General features: G+C 71.2%; 6 protein-coding genes and 2 pseudogenes. 2 read left to right on the top strand and 6 right to left on the bottom strand.

Annotation, left to right across the window (positions count from 1 at the left end; translation table 11 throughout):
• Window positions 1–76: 76 nt before the first annotated feature.
• The 3 genes and pseudogenes from ABZ822_RS27840 to ABZ822_RS27830 form a co-directional block, all read right to left on the bottom strand.
• Complete coding sequence (locus ABZ822_RS27840; protein WP_360860032.1) at window positions 77–577, bottom strand: hypothetical protein; 501 nt, start codon at window positions 575–577, stop codon at window positions 77–79.
• 85 nt (window positions 578–662) lie between these two features.
• A complete protein-coding gene (locus tag ABZ822_RS27835; protein ID WP_360860198.1) occupies window positions 663–9,518 on the bottom strand; it encodes an Ig-like domain repeat protein in 8,856 nt (2,951 codons plus the stop codon).
• Between the two features lie 114 nt (window positions 9,519–9,632).
• Window positions 9,633–12,452 (bottom strand): annotated as a pseudogene (locus ABZ822_RS27830) (Ig-like domain repeat protein); the annotation flags it as partial.
• Between ABZ822_RS27830 and ABZ822_RS27825 the strand changes: the two are divergent.
• A complete protein-coding gene (locus ABZ822_RS27825; protein WP_360860217.1) occupies window positions 12,343–12,594 on the top strand; it encodes a hypothetical protein in 252 nt (83 codons plus the stop codon). The pseudogene ABZ822_RS27830 and the gene ABZ822_RS27825 sit on opposite strands and share 110 nt — an antisense overlap.
• 14 nt (window positions 12,595–12,608) lie before the next feature.
• Here the strand turns inward: ABZ822_RS27825 and ABZ822_RS27820 are convergent.
• The 3 genes and pseudogenes from ABZ822_RS27820 to ABZ822_RS27810 all read right to left on the bottom strand — a co-directional run.
• Window positions 12,609–13,076 (bottom strand): annotated as a pseudogene (locus ABZ822_RS27820) (Ig-like domain-containing protein); the annotation flags it as partial.
• A 623-nt stretch (window positions 13,077–13,699) separates the two neighbouring features.
• Window positions 13,700–14,593: an RNA polymerase sigma factor SigF gene (locus tag ABZ822_RS27815; RefSeq protein WP_360860029.1), complete on the bottom strand. Its 894-nt coding sequence runs from the start codon at window positions 14,591–14,593 to the stop codon at window positions 13,700–13,702.
• Window positions 14,594–14,860: 267 nt separating this feature from the next.
• Window positions 14,861–14,989, bottom strand: coding sequence for an LPFR motif small protein (locus ABZ822_RS27810; RefSeq protein WP_360860026.1), 129 nt, complete (start codon window positions 14,987–14,989; stop codon window positions 14,861–14,863).
• On the opposite strand from ABZ822_RS27810, the gene ABZ822_RS27805 reads away from it, so the two are divergent.
• Window positions 14,976–17,072 (top strand): IPT/TIG domain-containing protein, encoded by a 2,097-nt coding sequence (locus ABZ822_RS27805; RefSeq protein ID WP_360860023.1) that lies wholly within the window; start codon window positions 14,976–14,978, stop codon window positions 17,070–17,072. The genes ABZ822_RS27810 and ABZ822_RS27805 overlap by 14 nt on opposite strands.
• Window positions 17,073–17,075 lie beyond the last annotated feature (3 nt).

The following is a 17,075-nucleotide window of genomic DNA, read 5'->3' as shown; positions in this document are numbered from 1 at the left end:
GGTGTCCTGACGGCCCTTCTGCACCTCGCCGAACCCGGCCTCGTCGTACGCCTGTTGGGCCCGTCCGTGCGGTACGTCAGCCGATGCTGCCCCAGTCGCGGCGCGGGCGGGGCGGCTCGGGTGCGGGCGCCGGTGCCGCGCTCCGGCGATCGGTCAGAGCCGTCCAGGCCGTCAGGACCGAGCCCGCCACCCCCATCAGGCCGAACACCGTGGCCAGGCCGATGGTGAACCATCCGCTGCTGTCGCCCCGGGCCAGGGCCCGTACGCCGCTGACGGCCGCGGCCGTTGAGATCACCAGCGGAGGCAGCACCCAGGGCCAGTACCCCGGTTCGGGCGCCGGCTCGGGACGGCGTCCGGTGGTCCACGCCGCGTACCAGTAGCGGGCGCTCCACCAGGCGAGCAGATACGCCGACACCGCGGCCGCCCCGATCCCCGCCTTGGCCAATGGGCCGTCGAAGCCGCTCACAGCGACAGCGGTCATCACGGTGCCGGCGAACAGCATGAGGAGGAAGAGCATGGTGCCGACGGCCAGGCGATGCCGCCGGCCGCCGTCGAGTGCGCGCGCAGGTATGTACACGGCACCACACTATGAGAGGCCACCGACACCCGCGGGTGCCGGTGGCCTCTCCCTGTCGTCCCGGAGGACGGACGTCGGGCTCCTCTCAGAACACGAAGTGGGTGTCGGTGCCGTCGGACGGCGCGAAATTGGTGTCGCCCGTGTACGAGGCGACGACGGCATGGGCTCCGGGACTCAGCGTGCTGGTGGTGTAGGTCGCCCGGCCGTTGACCAGCGTGAGGGTCGGGTTCGGTCCCCTGCTGATGAAGAGGCTGACTGTGCCGGTGGGGGTGCCGGTGGCCGGTGCCACCGGGGCCACCGTGACGGTGAACGTCACGTTCTGCCCGGGCAGCGACGGGTCGGGCACGGAGACCACGGTGGTCGTCGTCGAGGGGCGGCTGACGGTGTGGGTGTCGGTTCCGGTGGAGGCCGCGAACGCGTCATTGCCGCTGTAGGTGGCGGTGACGGTGTGGGCTCCTGCGGACAGGGTGCTGGAGGTGACGGTGGCCTTTCCGCCCACCAGAGTGCCGGTCAGGGTGGGGCCGTTGCTGATGGTGAAGGTGACCGTGCCTGTCGGCGTACCGGTTCCCGGGGACGCCGCCGCGACCGTCGCGGTGAAGGTCACCGCCTGGCCGGACAGCGACGGATCCGGCGAGGACACCACCGTGGTGGAGGTCGACGCCCTGGCCACCGTCTGGGTGTCCGTGGCCGTGGAGCCCTGGAAGTCCGTGCTGCCGCCGTAGGTCGCGGTGGCGGTGAACGGGCTGCCGGACGCGGTCGTGTAGGCGCGCGTCGCCGTCGCCACCCCGCCCGTGAGCGTCGCCGTCACGGGAGCCGAACCGTCTCCGAAGGTGAACGTCACCGTGCCCGTCGGCGTACCCGCCCCCGGAGCGACCGGCCTCACCGTTGCGGTGAAGGTCACCTGCTGACCGGTGACCGACGGGTCCGGGGAGGATGCCAACTGGGTCGTGGTGGACGCCCGGTTCACCGTCTGGGTGTCGACGCCGGTGGACGAACCGAAGTCGGCGTTCCCGGCGTAGACCGCGGTGATCGGATACGGGCTGCCGGCCGGTCCGCTGTAGGTGCGCGCCGCGACCGCGACACCGCCCGACAGCGTCGCCGTCACCGGCGCCGAACCGTCCCCGAAGGTGAACGTCACCGTGCCCGTCGGCGTACCCGCCCCCGGAGCGACCGGCGCCACCGTCGCCGTCACCGTCACGGGCTGCCCCGACAGCGACGGATCAGGCGCCGACACCACCGTCGTCGTCGTGGCCGCCGGCTGGACGGTCTGGGTGTCGATGCCGGTGGACGCGGCGTACGCGGGGCTGCCCGCGTGTGTGGCGGTGATGCTGTACGGGCTGCCGCCGGTGCCGCTGTAGGCGTGGGTCACGGTCGCCACGCCGCCGCTCAGTGTCGCCGTGGCCGACGGGGTCCCGTCGCCGAAGCTGAACGTGACCGTGCCCGTCGGCGTACCCGCCCCGGGCGCCTGCGGCGCCACCGTCGCGGTCACCGTCACGAGCTGCCCCGACAGCGACGGGTCCGGCGAGGACACCACCGTCGTCGTCGTGGCCGCCGGCTGGACGGTGTGGGTGTCGGTGGCGGTGGATGCGGCGAAGTCGGTGTCCGCGTCGTACGTGGCGGTCGCCGTGAAGGGGCTGCCCGTGGTGCCGGAGTAGACGTGCTGCGCGGTGGCGACACCGCCCGCCAGGGTCGCCGTGACGGTTTCCGACGCGTCGCCGAAGGTGAAGCTGACGGTGCCCGTCGGCGTACCGGCTCCTGGGGCCACCGGTGCGACCGTGGCGGTGAACGTCACGGTCTGGCCGACCACCGAGGGGTCGGGCGAGGAGACCAGCTGGGTCGTGGTCGCCGCCCGGTCGACCGTCTGGGTGTCGCTGCCGGCGGACGTGCTGGACGTGGCGTCCCCGTTGTAGATCGCCGTGACCGCGTACGGGCTGCCGCTCGCCGTGGTGTAGGCGTGGGTGACGGTCGCCTGGCCTCCCGTCAGAGGCACGGTGTCCGACGGCGAACCGTCGCCGTAGGTGAGGGTGACCGTGCCGGTGGGGGTGGGCGCTCCGACGGTGTCCGCGGCGACCGTCGCGGTGAACGTCACCGCCTGGCCGGTCACCGAAGGATCCGGTGCCGACGTCACCGTCGTGGTGGTCGTCGAGACCTCCACCTCCACGCGGTGCGTCCCGCTGTCGGACGAGGCCGTGAAGCTGTCACTGCCGCTGTAGGAGGCGGACACCGCGAACGGGCTGCCCACGATGGTCGCGTACGCGTGCGTCGCGGTGGCCACGCCGCCGGACAGCGTCGCCGTCACCGGCGGGGTGGCGTCCCCGAAGGTGAAGGTGACGGTGCCGGTGGGGATGCCCGCGTCGGGCGACGCCGGGGTCACGACGGCGGTGAACGTCACCTGCTGGCCCGGCTCCGACGGATCCGGCGATGTCGTCAACTGCGTGGTGGTCGCCGCCGGTTGCACGTCCTGGGTGTCGCTGTCGGTGGAGGTGACGAAGCCGGTGTCGCCGTTGTAGGTGGCGACGACGGTGTACGGGCTTCCGGCGGTGCTCAGGTACGCGTGGCTCACCCCCGCGACCCCGCCGGACAGCGCGGCGGTCACCGCCGGCGTGCCGTCGCCGAAGTCGAAGGTGACGGTGCCGGTCGGGGTCCCGGACCCCGGGTCCTGCGGGGCGACCGTCGCGGTCACCGAGACCGGCTGGCCGACGACCGACGGGTCCGGCGACGTGGCCACCGTCGTGGTGGTCTGCGCCGGTTGCACCGTGTGGGTGTCGCTGCCGGTGGAGGAGCTGAAGTCCCCGTCACCTTCGTAGACGGCGACCACCGGGTACGGGCTGCCGGCCGCGTCGGTGTAGGTGTGGGTGACGCTCGCCAGTCCGTCGGTGAGTGGCACCGTCTGCGGCGGTGTGTCGTCGCCGAAGGTGAACGTCACCGACCCGGTCGGGACTCCGTCGCCGGGTGTCTGGGGCAGCACGGTCGCGAGCACCGTCATCGGCTGCCCGGTGAAGGACGGGTCCGGGGAGGACGCCACGAGGGTGCTGGTCGCGGCCCGTTGCACGGTGTGGGTGTCGGTTCCGGTGGCGCCGGCGAAGTCGGCGTCACCGCTGTAGAGGACGCTCACGGTGTACGGACTGGCCGCCGTCGTCGCCCAGGTGTGGCTCACGGTCGCGACCCCGCCGGACAGCGTCACCGTCTCCGGTGCCGAGCCGTCGCCGAAGTCGACGACCACCGTGCCCGTCGGGGTACCCGCGCCTGGGGTCGAGGCGGCGACCAGCGCCGTGACGTCCACCGACTGCCCGCTCACGGACGGGTCCGGGGAGGTGGTGACGAGCACGGTGCTCGCCGCGGGCTGGACGGTGTGGGCGTCGGTGCCCGCCGAGCCGTTGAAGTCGGCGTCACCGCTGTAGAGGACGCTGACGGTGTACGGGCTCCCGGCCGTCGTCGCCCAGGTGTGGCCGACGGTCACGGTTCCGTTCAGCAGCGTCGCCGTGACCGGATCGGAGCCGTCGCCGAAGTCGACGACCACCGCGCCCGTCGGCGTACCCGCACCCGGGGCCGACGCGGCGACCACCACCATGACGTCGGCCTGCTGCCCGGTCACGGACGGGTCCGGGGAGGTGGTCACCGTCGTCGAGGTACCCGCGGGCTGGACGGTCTGCGTGTCCGTGGAGCTGGAGGACGACACCTCCGCGTCCCCGTTGTAGACGGCGACGACGCCGTACGGGGTGTCCGACGCCCGGGTGTAGGCGTGGGTGACGGTGGCCACGCCGCCGGACAGCGGCTGGGTGACCGGTTCCGTGCCGTCGCCGAAGGTGAACGTGACCGTTCCGGTCGGGCTGCCGGACCCCGGTGCCTGGGTCACCACCGTCGCGGTGAACGTGACCGGCTCACCCGTCACCGACGGATCGGGGGCGGACGACAGGGTCGTGGTCGACAGCGCCGGCTGCAGCGTATGCGTCAACGTGGCTGTGACGGCGGTGAATTGAGCGTCACCGCTGTAGGACGCGGTGGCCGTGTACGGGCTGCCGGCCGTACCGGTGTACGCGTGCGTGGCGGTGGCCACTCCTCCCGAGACCTCCGCCACGACCGGCGGCGTACCGTCCCCGAAGTCGAAGGTGACGGTGCCGCCGGGCGCGCCGGCGGCGGGCGGCTCGGGCGTGACGACCGCGGTGAACGTCAGGGGCTGACCGTTGACCGACGGGTTGGGCGAGGTCGAGAACTGCATGCTCGACGCGCCCTGTTGGACCGTCTGGCTGTCCGTTCCGGTGGACGCCGCGGTGTCCGCGTCGCCGCCGTAGGAGGCGGTGACGGTGAACGGGGCACCCACCGTGGTGAAGGCGTGGGAGACAGTGGCCACTCCGTCCGCCAGGGACACCGTGACGGATCCGGTCCCGTCACCGAAGTCGAAGGTGACGGTCCCGGTGGGCTGCACGACGCCGGGCGCCTGGGGTGCGACGGTCGCCGCGAAGGTCACCTCCTGGCCCACCACGGACGGGTCGGGGTCCGACGTCACCGTCGTCGTGGAGGCCGACGGCTGCAAGGCGACGGTGCCGATCCCTGTGGAGGAGCTGAGGACCGCGTCGCCGCTGTAGGCGGCCACCACCGTGTACGGATTGCCGACCGCCGTGGGGTAGGCGTGCTGGGCGGTCGCCACACCGCCCACGAGGGGAACGGTCACGGACGGCGTGCTGTCGCCGAAGGTGAAGGTGACCGACCCGGTGGGCAGCGGCGCGCCTGGGGCGTCGGCGGTGACCGCGGCCGTGACGGTGACGGGCTCCCCGGCCACAGGTCCGGCCGGTGCGATGGTCACCGTGGTCGTGCTCGTGTCGACCTGCAACTCCACGATGTGGGTGTCTGTGTCCGCGGAACCGGTGAAGTTCTCGTTGCCGCCGTAGCTCGCCGACACCGGGTACGGGCTGCCGGTGATGGTGGCGTAGCTGTGCTGGGTCGTCGCCACGCCTCCGGTCAGAGGTGCGGTGACCGGGGGTGTTCCGTCGCCGAAGGTGAAGGTGACGGTGCCGTCCGGTGTGCCCGCCTCCGGTTGTTCCGCGGTCACCACGGCCGTGAAGACCGCCCCCGAGCCAGCGGCCTCCGACGGGTCCGGGGAGGTCACCAGCAGGGTGTCGGTGGGCGCGGGGTCGACCGTGTGCGTGCGGACGACGGTGGAGGCGGCGTAGCCACTGCTGCCGAGATAGTCGGCGGTGACCGTGTACGGGCTCCCGGACGCGTCGGTGTACGCGTAGGCCACCGTGGCCTGCCCGCCGACGAGTTCCACCGTCTGCGGCGGCGATCCGTCGCCGAAGTCGACGGTGACCGAGCCGGACGGGATGCCGCCTCCCGGTGCCTCGGGCGTGACGGTCACGGTGAACGCCACCTGCTCGCCGACGATCGACGGCTCGGGGCCGAAGGACAGCGCCACGTCCGTCGACGCCTGCTCGACGGTCTGGGTGTCCGTGCCCGTGGAGGAGCTGTAGTTGGCATCGCCGTTGTAGACGGCGACCACGGAGTACGGGCTTCCGGACACGTCCGCGTAGGCGTGCGCGACGGCCGCCGATCCCCCGGCGAGGTCGGTGGTCTCCGGCGGCGATCCGTCGCCGAAGGTGAAGGTGACCGTCCCGGACGGAGTTCCCGTCCCGGGCGGCAGCGGGGCCACGGTCGCGGTGAAGACGACGGGCTGCCCCGTCTGCGACGGGTCGGGGGACGAGATCACCGTGGTGCTCGTCGTGGCCGGGTGCACCTCGTGGACCCGGCTGTCGGCGGAGGAGCTGAAGTTGGCGTCCCCGTCGTAGGTGGCCGTGATGGAGAAGGGGCTGCCCGTCGTGGTCGTGTAGGTGTGCTCGGCGACTGCGACGCCGCCGGAGACCTCCGCGACGACCGCCGGGGAGCCGTCACCGAACCGGAAGGTGACGGTGCCGGTCGGCATGCCCGCCCCGGGCCCCACGGGGTTCACCGAGGCCGTCACCACGACGGTGACGGGCTGGCCGACCACCGACGGGTCCGGGGAGGCCGAGATCGTCGTGACGGTCGCCGCCTGCTGCACGGTGTGGAGGTCGGTGGCGGTGGCGGGGCTGAAGCTGCTGTCCCCGCTGTAGACGGCGGTGATCGTGAACGGGCTGCCGGCCGCGGCCGCGTAGGCGTGCGTGACCGCTGCCTGTCCGCCGTCGATCGGCACGGTGACGGGCGGCGAACCGTCGCCGAAGGTGAGGGTGACGGAGCCGGTCGGGGTGTCCGTACCGGGCACGGTCGGCGTGACCGTCGCCAGGATCGCCACATCCTGGCCGCTCACCGAAGGATCGGGCGAGGAGACCACGGAGATGGTGACCGGAGCCGTGTTGACGACGTGGATCTCCGAACCGGACGCGGGGGCGAAGCCCGCATTTCCGGCGTAGGAGGCCGAGGCCACGTAGGGGCTGCCCGCCGCGTCGCTGTAGACGTGGGTCACCGTGGCCTGGCCGCCGCTGAGTTCCACGGTCTGGGCGGGGGTGCCGTCACCGAAGTCGAAGACGACGGGACCGCCCGGAGTGCCGGGGCCCGGCACCTCCGGGGTGACGGTCGCGGTGAACGTCACCGTCTCACCCGTCTCGGACGGGTCCGGGGCCGAAACCAGGGTGAGGGTCGTCGGCGCAGGGTTGACGCTCTGGGTGTCCGTTCCCGTGGAGGAGCTGAACTCGCCGGCCCCGTGGTAGACGGCGATCACCGTGTACGGGCTGCCTGCCGCGCTGTCGTACGTGTGCGTGGCACTGGCGTTGCCGTCGCTCAGCGTCAGGGTCTGCGGCGGTGATCCGTCGCCGAAGGTGAAGGTGACCGAGCCTGCCGGGATGCCCGCGCCGGCGTCGTCCGGTGTGACGGTCGCGGTGAACATCACCACCTCGCCCACGTCGGACGGGTCCGGGACGGAGGTCACGGTGGTGGTCGTGGTGACGATCTCCGGGTCCACCGTGTGCGAGTCCGTACCGGTGGAGGCGTTGAAGCCGCCGTCGCCGCTGTAGGCGGCGGTGACGGTGTACGGGCTTCCGTCGTCCTCGGTCCAGGTGTGCGTGGTGACGGCGGTACCGGCACCGGAGAGCGGGACCGTCTCCGGCGCCGAACCGTCACCGAAGTCGAAGGTGACGGTCCCGGTCGGCGTACCCGTCCCCGGAGCGACCGGCGCCACGGTCGCGATGACCGTCACGGGCACGTCGGTGGGTGAGGGGTCGGGCGAGGAGAGCACGGTGGTCGTGGTGTCCGACGGCGTCACGCTCTGGGTGAACGTCGTCGTGGCCGGGCTGACGTCGGCGCTCCCGCTGTAGGTGACGGTGATGGTGTACGGGCCGCCGGCGGCATCGGCGTAGGCGTGCGTGGCACTGGCCTGGCCGCCCGCCAGCGGCACCACCACCGGAGGGGTGCCGTCACCGAAGTCGACGGTCACGGTACCGCTGGGTGTGCCGGCACCGGGGCCGTCGGGGACCACCGTCGCGGTCACCGTGACGGGCTCGCCGGTGACCGGCGAGTCCGGAGAGACCGTCACCGTCAGGGTGGAGCCGACGGGTTCCACGGTCTGGGTGACGGTTCCCGCGGATGCGCTGAACCCGGGGTCCCCGTCGTAGTGCGCGGTGACGGTGAACGGGCTGCCGCTCGCGCTCGGGTAGGCGTGGGTGACGGTCGCCTGGTCGCCCGCGACAGGCACGGTGACCGTCGGCGAACCGTCGCCGAAGGTGAAGGTGACCGTCCCGGTGGGCGTCCCCGCCCCGGGGGCGAGCACGGACACGGTCGCGGTGAACGTCACGTCCTCGCCCACGGTCGACGGGCCGGGCGACGCGGTCACGGCGGTCTCGGTGAGGGCCGGGTTCACCGCGTGGCCGACGGTGTCCGACGAACCCTCGAAACCGTCGTCACCGGCGTACGTGGCGGTGACGGTGAACGGGCCGGCGGCCGGGTCGGTGTAGGCGTGGATGACGGTGGCCACGCCCACGGACAGGGTGGCGGTCACGGGAGCCGAGCCGTCACCGAAGTCGAAGGTGACGGTCCCGGTCGGCCCGCCGAACCCGGCCACGCCGGGCTCGACGCTCGCGGTGACGGTCACCGGCTCGCCGGTGACGGACGGGTCGGGCGACGTGAGCACCGTCGTGGTGGTGGTCCCCCGGTTCACCACCTGGAGGTCCGTACCGCTGGAGGGGTCGAAGTCGCCGTCACCGCTGTAGGAGGCGGTGACGGTGAACGGACTGCCGACCGCGGTGGCGTAGACGTGCGTGACGGACGCGATGCCGCTCTCGAGTTCGGCGGTCGTCGACGTGCCGTCACCGAGGTCGAAGGTGACGGTCCCGGTCGGCGTCCCCGCCCCCGGTTCGTCCACGGAGACCGCCGCGTTGAAGGTCACCGGCTGGCCGACGAGGGCGTTCCCGGGTGAGGTGACGACGGTCGTGGTCGACGCGGCGTGGCTCACGGTCTGGGTGTCGGTGCCGGTGGAGGAGGCGCGGGTGGCGTCACCGCTGTACGTGACGGTCACGGTGTACGGACTGCCGCCCGACGACGCGAACGCGTGACTGACGGTGGCGGTGCCTGTGGTGAGGGTTGCCGTGACCGGCGCGGTCCCGTCACCGAAGTCGAAGGTGACGGTGCCTGTCGGCGTCCCCGTGCCGGGAGCGCCGGCGACGGTGACCATGAACGTCACCGGCTGACCCGCGACGGACGGATCCGGTTCGGAGGTCACGGTGGTGGTCGTCGGGACGAGGGCGACGGTCTCGTTGTCGGTACCGGTGGAGGGGCCGTGGGCGGCGTCACCGCTGTAGGTGGCGGTGACAGTGAACGGGCTGCCGGTGACGGTGGAGTACGCGTGCGTGACCGTGGCCGTACCACCCGAGAGAGTCGCGGAGACGGGAGCCGTGCCGTCACCGAAGTCGAAGGTGACGGTGCCCGTCGGCGTACCGGTGCCGGGGGCGACCGGGGCGACTGATGCAGTGAACGTCACCAACTCCCCCACGGAAGAGGGATCCGGAGCCGACGACACGGAGGTTGTCGACGCCACACGCGACACCGACTGCGTATCCGAACCCGACGACGGCGCGAAAGCAGCACTACCGCTGTACGTCGCCGTCACCGCGAACGGACTACCTGTCGACGACGCATACGCGTGCGTGACCGTGGCCGTACCACCCGAGAGAGTCGCGGAGACGGGAGCCGTGCCGTCACCGAAGTCGAAGGTGACGGTGCCCGTCGGCGTACCGGTGCCGGGGGCGACCGGGGCGACTGATGCGGTGAACGTCACCAACTCCCCCACCAACGACGGATCCGGAGACGACAACACCGACGTCGTCGTCACCACACGCGACACTGACTGCGTATCCGAACCCGACGACGGCGCGAAAGCAGCACTACCGCTGTACGTCGCCGTCACCGCGAACGGACTACCTGTCGACGACGCATACGCGTGCGTGACCGTCGCCGTACCACCCGAGAGAGTCGCGGACACCGGAGCCGTACCGTCACCGAACTCGAACGTCACCGACCCCGTCGGCGTACCGGCGCCGGGGGCGACCGGAGCCACCGTCGCCGTAAACGTCACCAACTGCCCCACCAACGACGGATCCGGAGACGACAACACCGACGTCGTCGTCACCACCCGCGACACCGACTGCGAATCCGAACCAGTGGACGGCGCGAAAGCAGCACTTCCGCTGTAGGCAGCGGTCACGGTGAACGGGCTTCCCGTCACGCTGGAGTAGGCATGCGTGACGGTCGCGACACCGCCGGACAGCGACGTCGTCGCCGTCGAGCCGTCGCCGAACGCGAAGGTCACCGTGCCCGTCGGCGTACCCGTCCCCGGAGCAACCGGAGCCACCGTCGCCGTGAACGTCACCAACTGCCCCACCGACGACGGATCCGGAGACGACGACACCGACGTCGTCGTCGCCACACGCGACACCGACTGCGTATCCGAACCCGACGACGATGCGAACACCGCGCTGCCGCCGTATGTGGCCGTCACGGTGAACGGACTGCCCGTCGACGTCGCATACGCATGCGTGACGGTCGCCGTCCCACCGGACAGCGACGCCGTCGCCGTCGAGCCGTCACCGAAAGCGAAGGACACCGACCCCGTCGGCGTACCCGACCCCGGAGCAACCGGAGCAACCGTCGCCGTGAACGTCACCAACTGCCCCACCGACGACGGATCCGGAGACGACGACACCGACGTCGTCGTCACCACCCGCGACACCGACTGCGTATCCGAACCCGACGACGGCATGAAGGCGGCGCTGCCGCTGTACGTCGCCGTCACCGCGAACGGACTGCCCGTCGACGTCGCATACGTATGCGTGACCGTGGCCGTACCGCCGGAGAGGATCGCGGTCCCCGTGAAACCGTCGCCGAAGGAGAACGTCACCGTGCCCGACGGCGTACCCGACCCCGGGGCGATCGGGGTGACCGTCGCCGTGAACGTCACCGACTGTCCGACGGACGACGGGTCCGGCGTCGTCGACACCGATGTCGTCGTCGAAGCGCGCGCCACCGTCTGGGTGTCCGTACCCGACGACGACGCGAAGACCGTGCTGCCTCCATAGGTGGCCGTCACCGTGTACGGACTGCCGGTCGCCGCCTCGTAGGCGTGCGTGACCGTCGCCGTGCCGCCGGACAGCGACGCCGTCGCCGTCGAGCCGTCACCGAACGCGAAGGACACCGACCCCGTCGGCGTACCCGAGCCCGGAGCAACCGGGGCGACCGTCGCCGTGAAGGTCACGTACTGCCCGACCACGGACGGGTCAGGGGAGGAGGTGACCGTGGTCCTGCTCGAGGCCCTGGACACCGTCTGCGTGTCCGTACCCGCGGAGGACTCGAAGGTCGCGCTGCCGCTGTACGTCGCCCTGACCTGGTACGGGCTGCCCGCGGAGGAGGCGTAGGCGTGCGTCGTGGTGGCCGTGCCGCCGGAGAGCGCGGCAGTGGCCGTCGAGCCGTCGCCGAAGTCGAAGGTGACCGTGCCGGTCGGTGTACCCGTGCCGGGCGCGACCGGAGCCACGTTGGCCGTGAACGTGACCACCTGGCCTGCCACGGACGGGTCGGGCGACGATGTGACCGTGGTCCTCGTCGCGGTGGCGGGCCGTGCCTGGACGGAGTGGGGGTCGGTGCCGGTCGAGGCGGCGAAGGCGGCACTGCCGCTGTAGCTCGCCCGTACGAGATACGGGCTGCCCGCGGCCGTGTAGGTGTGCGTCACCGTCGCCGTACCACCGGACAACGACGCCGTCACCGTGGGAGTGCCGTCGCCGAAGTCGAACGTCACCGAACCCGTCGGCGTACCCGACCCGGGAGCTACCGGAGCGACCACGGCGGTGAACGTCACCGGCTGCCCCACCACCGACGGATCAGGAGACGACGACACGGTGGTCGTCGTCGCTGTCACCGGCTGCTGCTGAACGGTCTGCGTGTCCGTTCCCGTCGAGGGGGTGAAGGACGCGTCACCGCTGTACGTCGCGGTGACGGTGTGCGATCCGACGCTCAACGAGTTGGTCGATACGGACGCCTGGCCGCCGACCAGCGGTGCGGTCATCGGGGTGCCGCCGTCGACGACGAACGTGACCGTGCCCGTCGGGGTCCCCGAACCGGGCGCGACCGGGGCCACGTTGGCGGTGAAGGTCACCGACTGGCCGGAGACGGACGGGTCCGGCGCGGACGTCACCGTGGTGGTCGTGGAGGCGCGCTCGACCGTCTGTGTCGTCGTGCCGGAGGAGGGGTTGAACGCGCCGTCGCCGCTGTAGGCCGCGGTGACGGTATGCGGTCCCGGCGTCAGCACACTGGTGGTGACCGTCGCCTTCCCCGCGACGACGGGTGCGGTGAGCGTGGGTCCGCCGCTGATGGTGAAGGTGACCGTGCCGGTCGGCGTGCCCGAACCGGGCGCGACCGGGGCCACGTTGGCGGTGAAGGTGACGGCCTGGCCGGACACCGACGGGTTCGGCGACGACGAGACCGTCGTCGTACTGGCGGTCCTGCCGGGGAGGCTCGTGTGGGTGCCCGTGTCGGCGGACGGGAAGAAGTTGGAGTCGCCGCTGTAGGTCGCGACGATGGTCCGGGGACCGGGGCCGAGAGCACTCGTGGAGACGCTGGCCTGGCCGCCGACGAGGGGTGCGATCAGAACTGGCCCGCCCACGACGAAGAACGTGACGAAGCCGGTCGGCGTGCCCGCTCCGGGCGGGACGGCAGCGACCGTGGCGGTGAGAGTGACGGGCTGCCCCGGCTGGGACGGGTTGGGGCTGGTGGTCAGCGTCGTCCGCGTCCCTGCCTGGACAACTGCCTGGATGGTGGTGCCCGTCGAGGAGGAGAAGGTCCCGTTCCCGCTGTACGTGGCGGTCACCAGATGCGGTCCTGCGCCGAGACCGGCGGTGGAGGCGGTCGCCTTGCCGCCGACGAGAGGCGCGGTCAGGGTTGGCCCGCCGGCGATGGTGAAGGTGACGGTCCCTGTGGGGGTACCCAGTCCCAGGGCGACGACATTGGCGGTCAGATTGACCGTCTGTCCGTACACCGTGGGATTCGGCATCGTGGACACCAGGGTGAGCGTGCCCGGCATGTGACCCTCCGAGTTGCTGAGGCGGTCCGCTCGTCACCGGATGCACAATGGGCGCTTGTTCCGGAGAGCCGGGACCGACGCTGACGGATTCGTGAAGTCGGCAGAGCGCAGCTCCGGGCAGACGGTGCGGGCGGCTTACCGGCCGGTGATTTCAGTAGGCACGCAGGCCGTGCGGTTACGCCATAGGGCCGACGCGGTATCCACTCGATCGGTCGAGCGCTTTGCGGCTCGGTCCGGCGCACGCGAGGCGCGCGAAAGGCGGATGCGCGGAACGCCGCGACCCCGGGTGCGCGTACATCGCGAGCACGGGGCGCAACTCGCCTCGTGCCGGAGCGAATTCGTGAACGGACCGTAAGGCCACGGGACTTCGGCGATGCGAGAGAAGAGGGTCGTGAACACACGTGGGGCCCGGGGGCGTTCGTACGCCCCCGGGCCCGGTGCGGTGTGCTGTGGTACTGCGGTACTTCGGTGCTGTGACAGTGCGATGGTGCGGTACTTCGGATTCCGTGCGGATTCCGTGTGCCGCGGATTCCGTGTGCTGCTGTGCTGTTGTGCTGATCTGCTGTGAAATCCGGATGCGAAGGAATCACATGTTACGGCTGTGCAAGCATCCTGGTGCGCAGCCTGGCGAGAGTGCGGGACAGCAGCCGTGAGACATGCATCTGCGAGATGCCGAGTTCCTCGCCGATCTGGGACTGCGTCATCTCCTGGCCGAATCGCATGCTCAGGATCCGCCGGTCCCGCTCGCCCAGTTCGGCGACGAGCGGCTTGAGCGCCTCCAGGTTCTCCACGCCGTCCAGCGCCGGATCGTCCTCGCCCACGTAATCGGCGAAGGTGGAGGAGGAGTTGTCGTCCCCGGCCTCGTCGAGCGGGGCGTCGAGGGAGGAGGCATTGTAGCCGTTGCTGGCCACGATGCCCTCGATGACTTCTTCCTCGCTCAGGTCCAGGTATTCGGCGAGTTCCGTGGGGGTCGGGTCCCGGTCCAGGTCCTGGGAGAGCTTCTCACCGGCTTTCGCCAGTTCGATCCGGAGTTCCTGCAGCCGGCGCGGTACGTGCACCGCCCAGCTCGTGTCCCGGAAGTACCGCTTGATCTCACCGACGATGTACGGGATCGCGAAAGTGGTGAACTCGACTTCGCGCGAGAGGTCGAACCGGTCGATCGCCTTGATCAGCCCGATCGTGCCGACCTGCACGATGTCTTCCATTTCGTCGGAACGGCTGCGGAACCGGCCGGCGGCGAAGCGAACGAGCGAGAGATTGAGTTCGATCAGTGTGTTTCTGGCGTACTGATGCTCGTGGGTGCCCTCCTCCAGGAGGGCAAGCCGGTCGAAGAACAGCTTCGACATCGCCCGTGCGTCCTGCGGCGCCACCTCCGTGGCGTCCTCGATCCACGGCAGCGATTCCGCCCCGGACTCCGTCTTTCCCGCCTCTCCCGCGAAAAACTCCGGACGCCGTGCGGCGTCGGCCGTCTGCAGGATCGTGGTCATGCTGGTCCGCCCTCCTCTGTGCAGAGCCGATGTGACGTGCCAGCGAGTGCCCCGTCTTTCCGGGGTCAATCCATGATCGTCCCGTGACCCAGGCCTCATCGCCGCATCGGGCGAAAACCCGTCCTTCCGGAGGGCGTTGAGCGCTGTCCCGGGTCTCTCCGGGCGTGTGCACCTCGCGTATCCGGCCGGATCGAGCCGCCCGGACAGACGAGTGCCGGGGGCCGGTCTCTCCCGGCCCCCGGCACTCGGGGCGTCACACGCTTCGGGTCAGGCCCGCCCGCGTGCGGATCGCGAGACTCCGCCGAAGAGCCGCGCGAGGGCACGGAAGGGCAGGGTGACCACGGTCGCGATAGCGCCGCCGATCTGGCGGAGAACGTCCGCGATGGCACTGAACACGAAGACTCCCAACATGGGTTGCGGTCCGACCTGGTCAGCGGGTATCCGCCGGAACGTCGGCCAAACATGCCGTTCAGATCCGGCCAGGGAGCCCGCTCGACGGCGGAGGAGCCCACCGCGGCAAGCCCCGCCCAGGTGCCGTGTCACCGGGTCGGCGAGCCGCGTTCCCGGGCCGGCCCCTGCCCCCGTACGCCCGGGTCGTGCGCTGAGCCAATCGGGTACGAGCGCGACCAGGGCCGTTGTGCCCGCCCGTCACCGGTGCGTCACTGGAGGACATCGCACGGGTGGGATGCCCAGCCACGCCGGATCCGTTAGTGCCGATCTCGGGAGGTGGGTTGTGCCCGGCTCTTCGCCTCAGCCCTCATCACGTTCCTTCTCTTCGCCCCCTCCGCCCCGGTCCGGCCGGGCAGACGCGCCCGCGACGGGCAGCACGGAGGAGAGAGCGCTGCCGGCGCTCGCGGTCGCCACCGTTCCCGTGGGCCGCCTCCCCCGCGGTGTCGCCGTGGAGCCCGTGGGCCGCCGCGCCTACATCGCCAACAGCGGATCCGGGTCGGTGAGCGTGGTCGACACCGGCAGCCTGGCCGTGACCACCGCCGTCGGACCGGTCGCCGCACCCGCCGGAGTCGCGTCCGTACCGGAGTCGGTCTCCCCCAGCGTGCTGGAGGCACTGCTGTACGTCGCGGACAGCGGCAGCGACACCGTCACGGTGCTCGACCGCAGTTCGTACGGCGTCATCGGCAGCATCGCCGTGGGACTCGACCCGTGCGCGGTGGTCGTGGGACCCAACGGGCTGCGGGCGTACGTGTCCAACGCCGGTTCCGACACGCTCAGCGTGATCGACACCCCCACGAACACCGTCACCGCCACGATCCCCGTCGGGCGGCGCCCTTCCGATGTGGCCGTCCACCCCAGCTCCTTCCTGGTGTACGTGGCCAATCAGGACAGTGACAGCGTCAGTGTCATCGACCGATCCACGGACAGGGTCGCCGACACGATCAACGGCCTGTCCTCCCCCATCGGCCTGGCGATCACGCCCGACGGCTCCACTCTGTTCGTGGCCAACAACGGCGCGGACACGGTCAGCGTCATCGACACCGCCGAGAACGTCGTGGCCGCCACCGTGCCGGTCGGCAGCCGCCCGTGGGGCGTGGCGATCTCACCGGACGGTCACCGCGCGTTCGTGACCAACAACGGCGACGACAGCGTCAGCATCATCGACACCGACGCGCGGACGGTCGTGGCCACCCCCTCGGTCGGGAAGCAGCCGACCGGTGTGGCCGTCAATCCGACGGGGCTGGCGGTGTACGTGGCCAACACCGGCTCGGACACCGCCAGCGTCATCCAGATCCTCAACTCGATGGGCCCCAACCGCGGCCCGATGAGCGGCGGCACCACGGTGACCATCACCGGAACCAATCTGGCGAGCACGACCCGGGTGGCGTTCGACGCCGTGCCCGCCACGCTTCTGGCGAGGACGGCGAACCAGCTCACGGTCGTCTCACCGCCGGGCGCCGGGGTCGCGCAGGTCACCGTCACCACGCCCGGTGGCACCAGCAATCCCAAGCCGTTCTTCTACTACCCGGGCGCCGACCTGCAGGCGCTGGAACCTGTCGCCGGACCTGCTACCGGCGCGAACACCATCACCCTTCGCGGCGACCTGCTCGATACGGCGACGCGCGTGTTCTTCGGCGCGATCCCGGCGCTGCCGCGGATCGTCTCCAGCGAGGAGATCCAGGTGATCGCTCCCGTGGCGGTGTCCGCCGGGATGATCCCGGTCAGCGTGGCCACCGCGGGCGGCACCACGCCCAGTCTCGCGTACACCTACGTCAACGCACCCCGGGTGAGCGGTCTCAGCTCCACCAGCGGCAGCATGTTCGGCGGGGCCGTCATCGCCGCGACGGGGCGAGACCTCGCCACGACGAGCCTGGTCACCGTCGGCGAGCGGACAGCCCGGTTCAGCGTCGTGTCCGACACCCAGCTCGCGATCGTCATCCCGTCGGCCATCGACACGGGCACGGTGCCCGTCTCCGTCACGACCGCCGGCGGCACCGCGACCGCGCCGGTCGGCTGGACATACACATAGAAG

It is taken from the genome of Streptomyces sp. NPDC047108 (genome assembly GCF_040643575.1).
Classification (GTDB): Bacteria; Actinomycetota; Actinomycetes; order Streptomycetales; family Streptomycetaceae; genus Streptomyces.
Note: the sequence above shows the minus strand (reverse complement) of the source record. Positions and strands in the feature narration are given on the sequence as shown.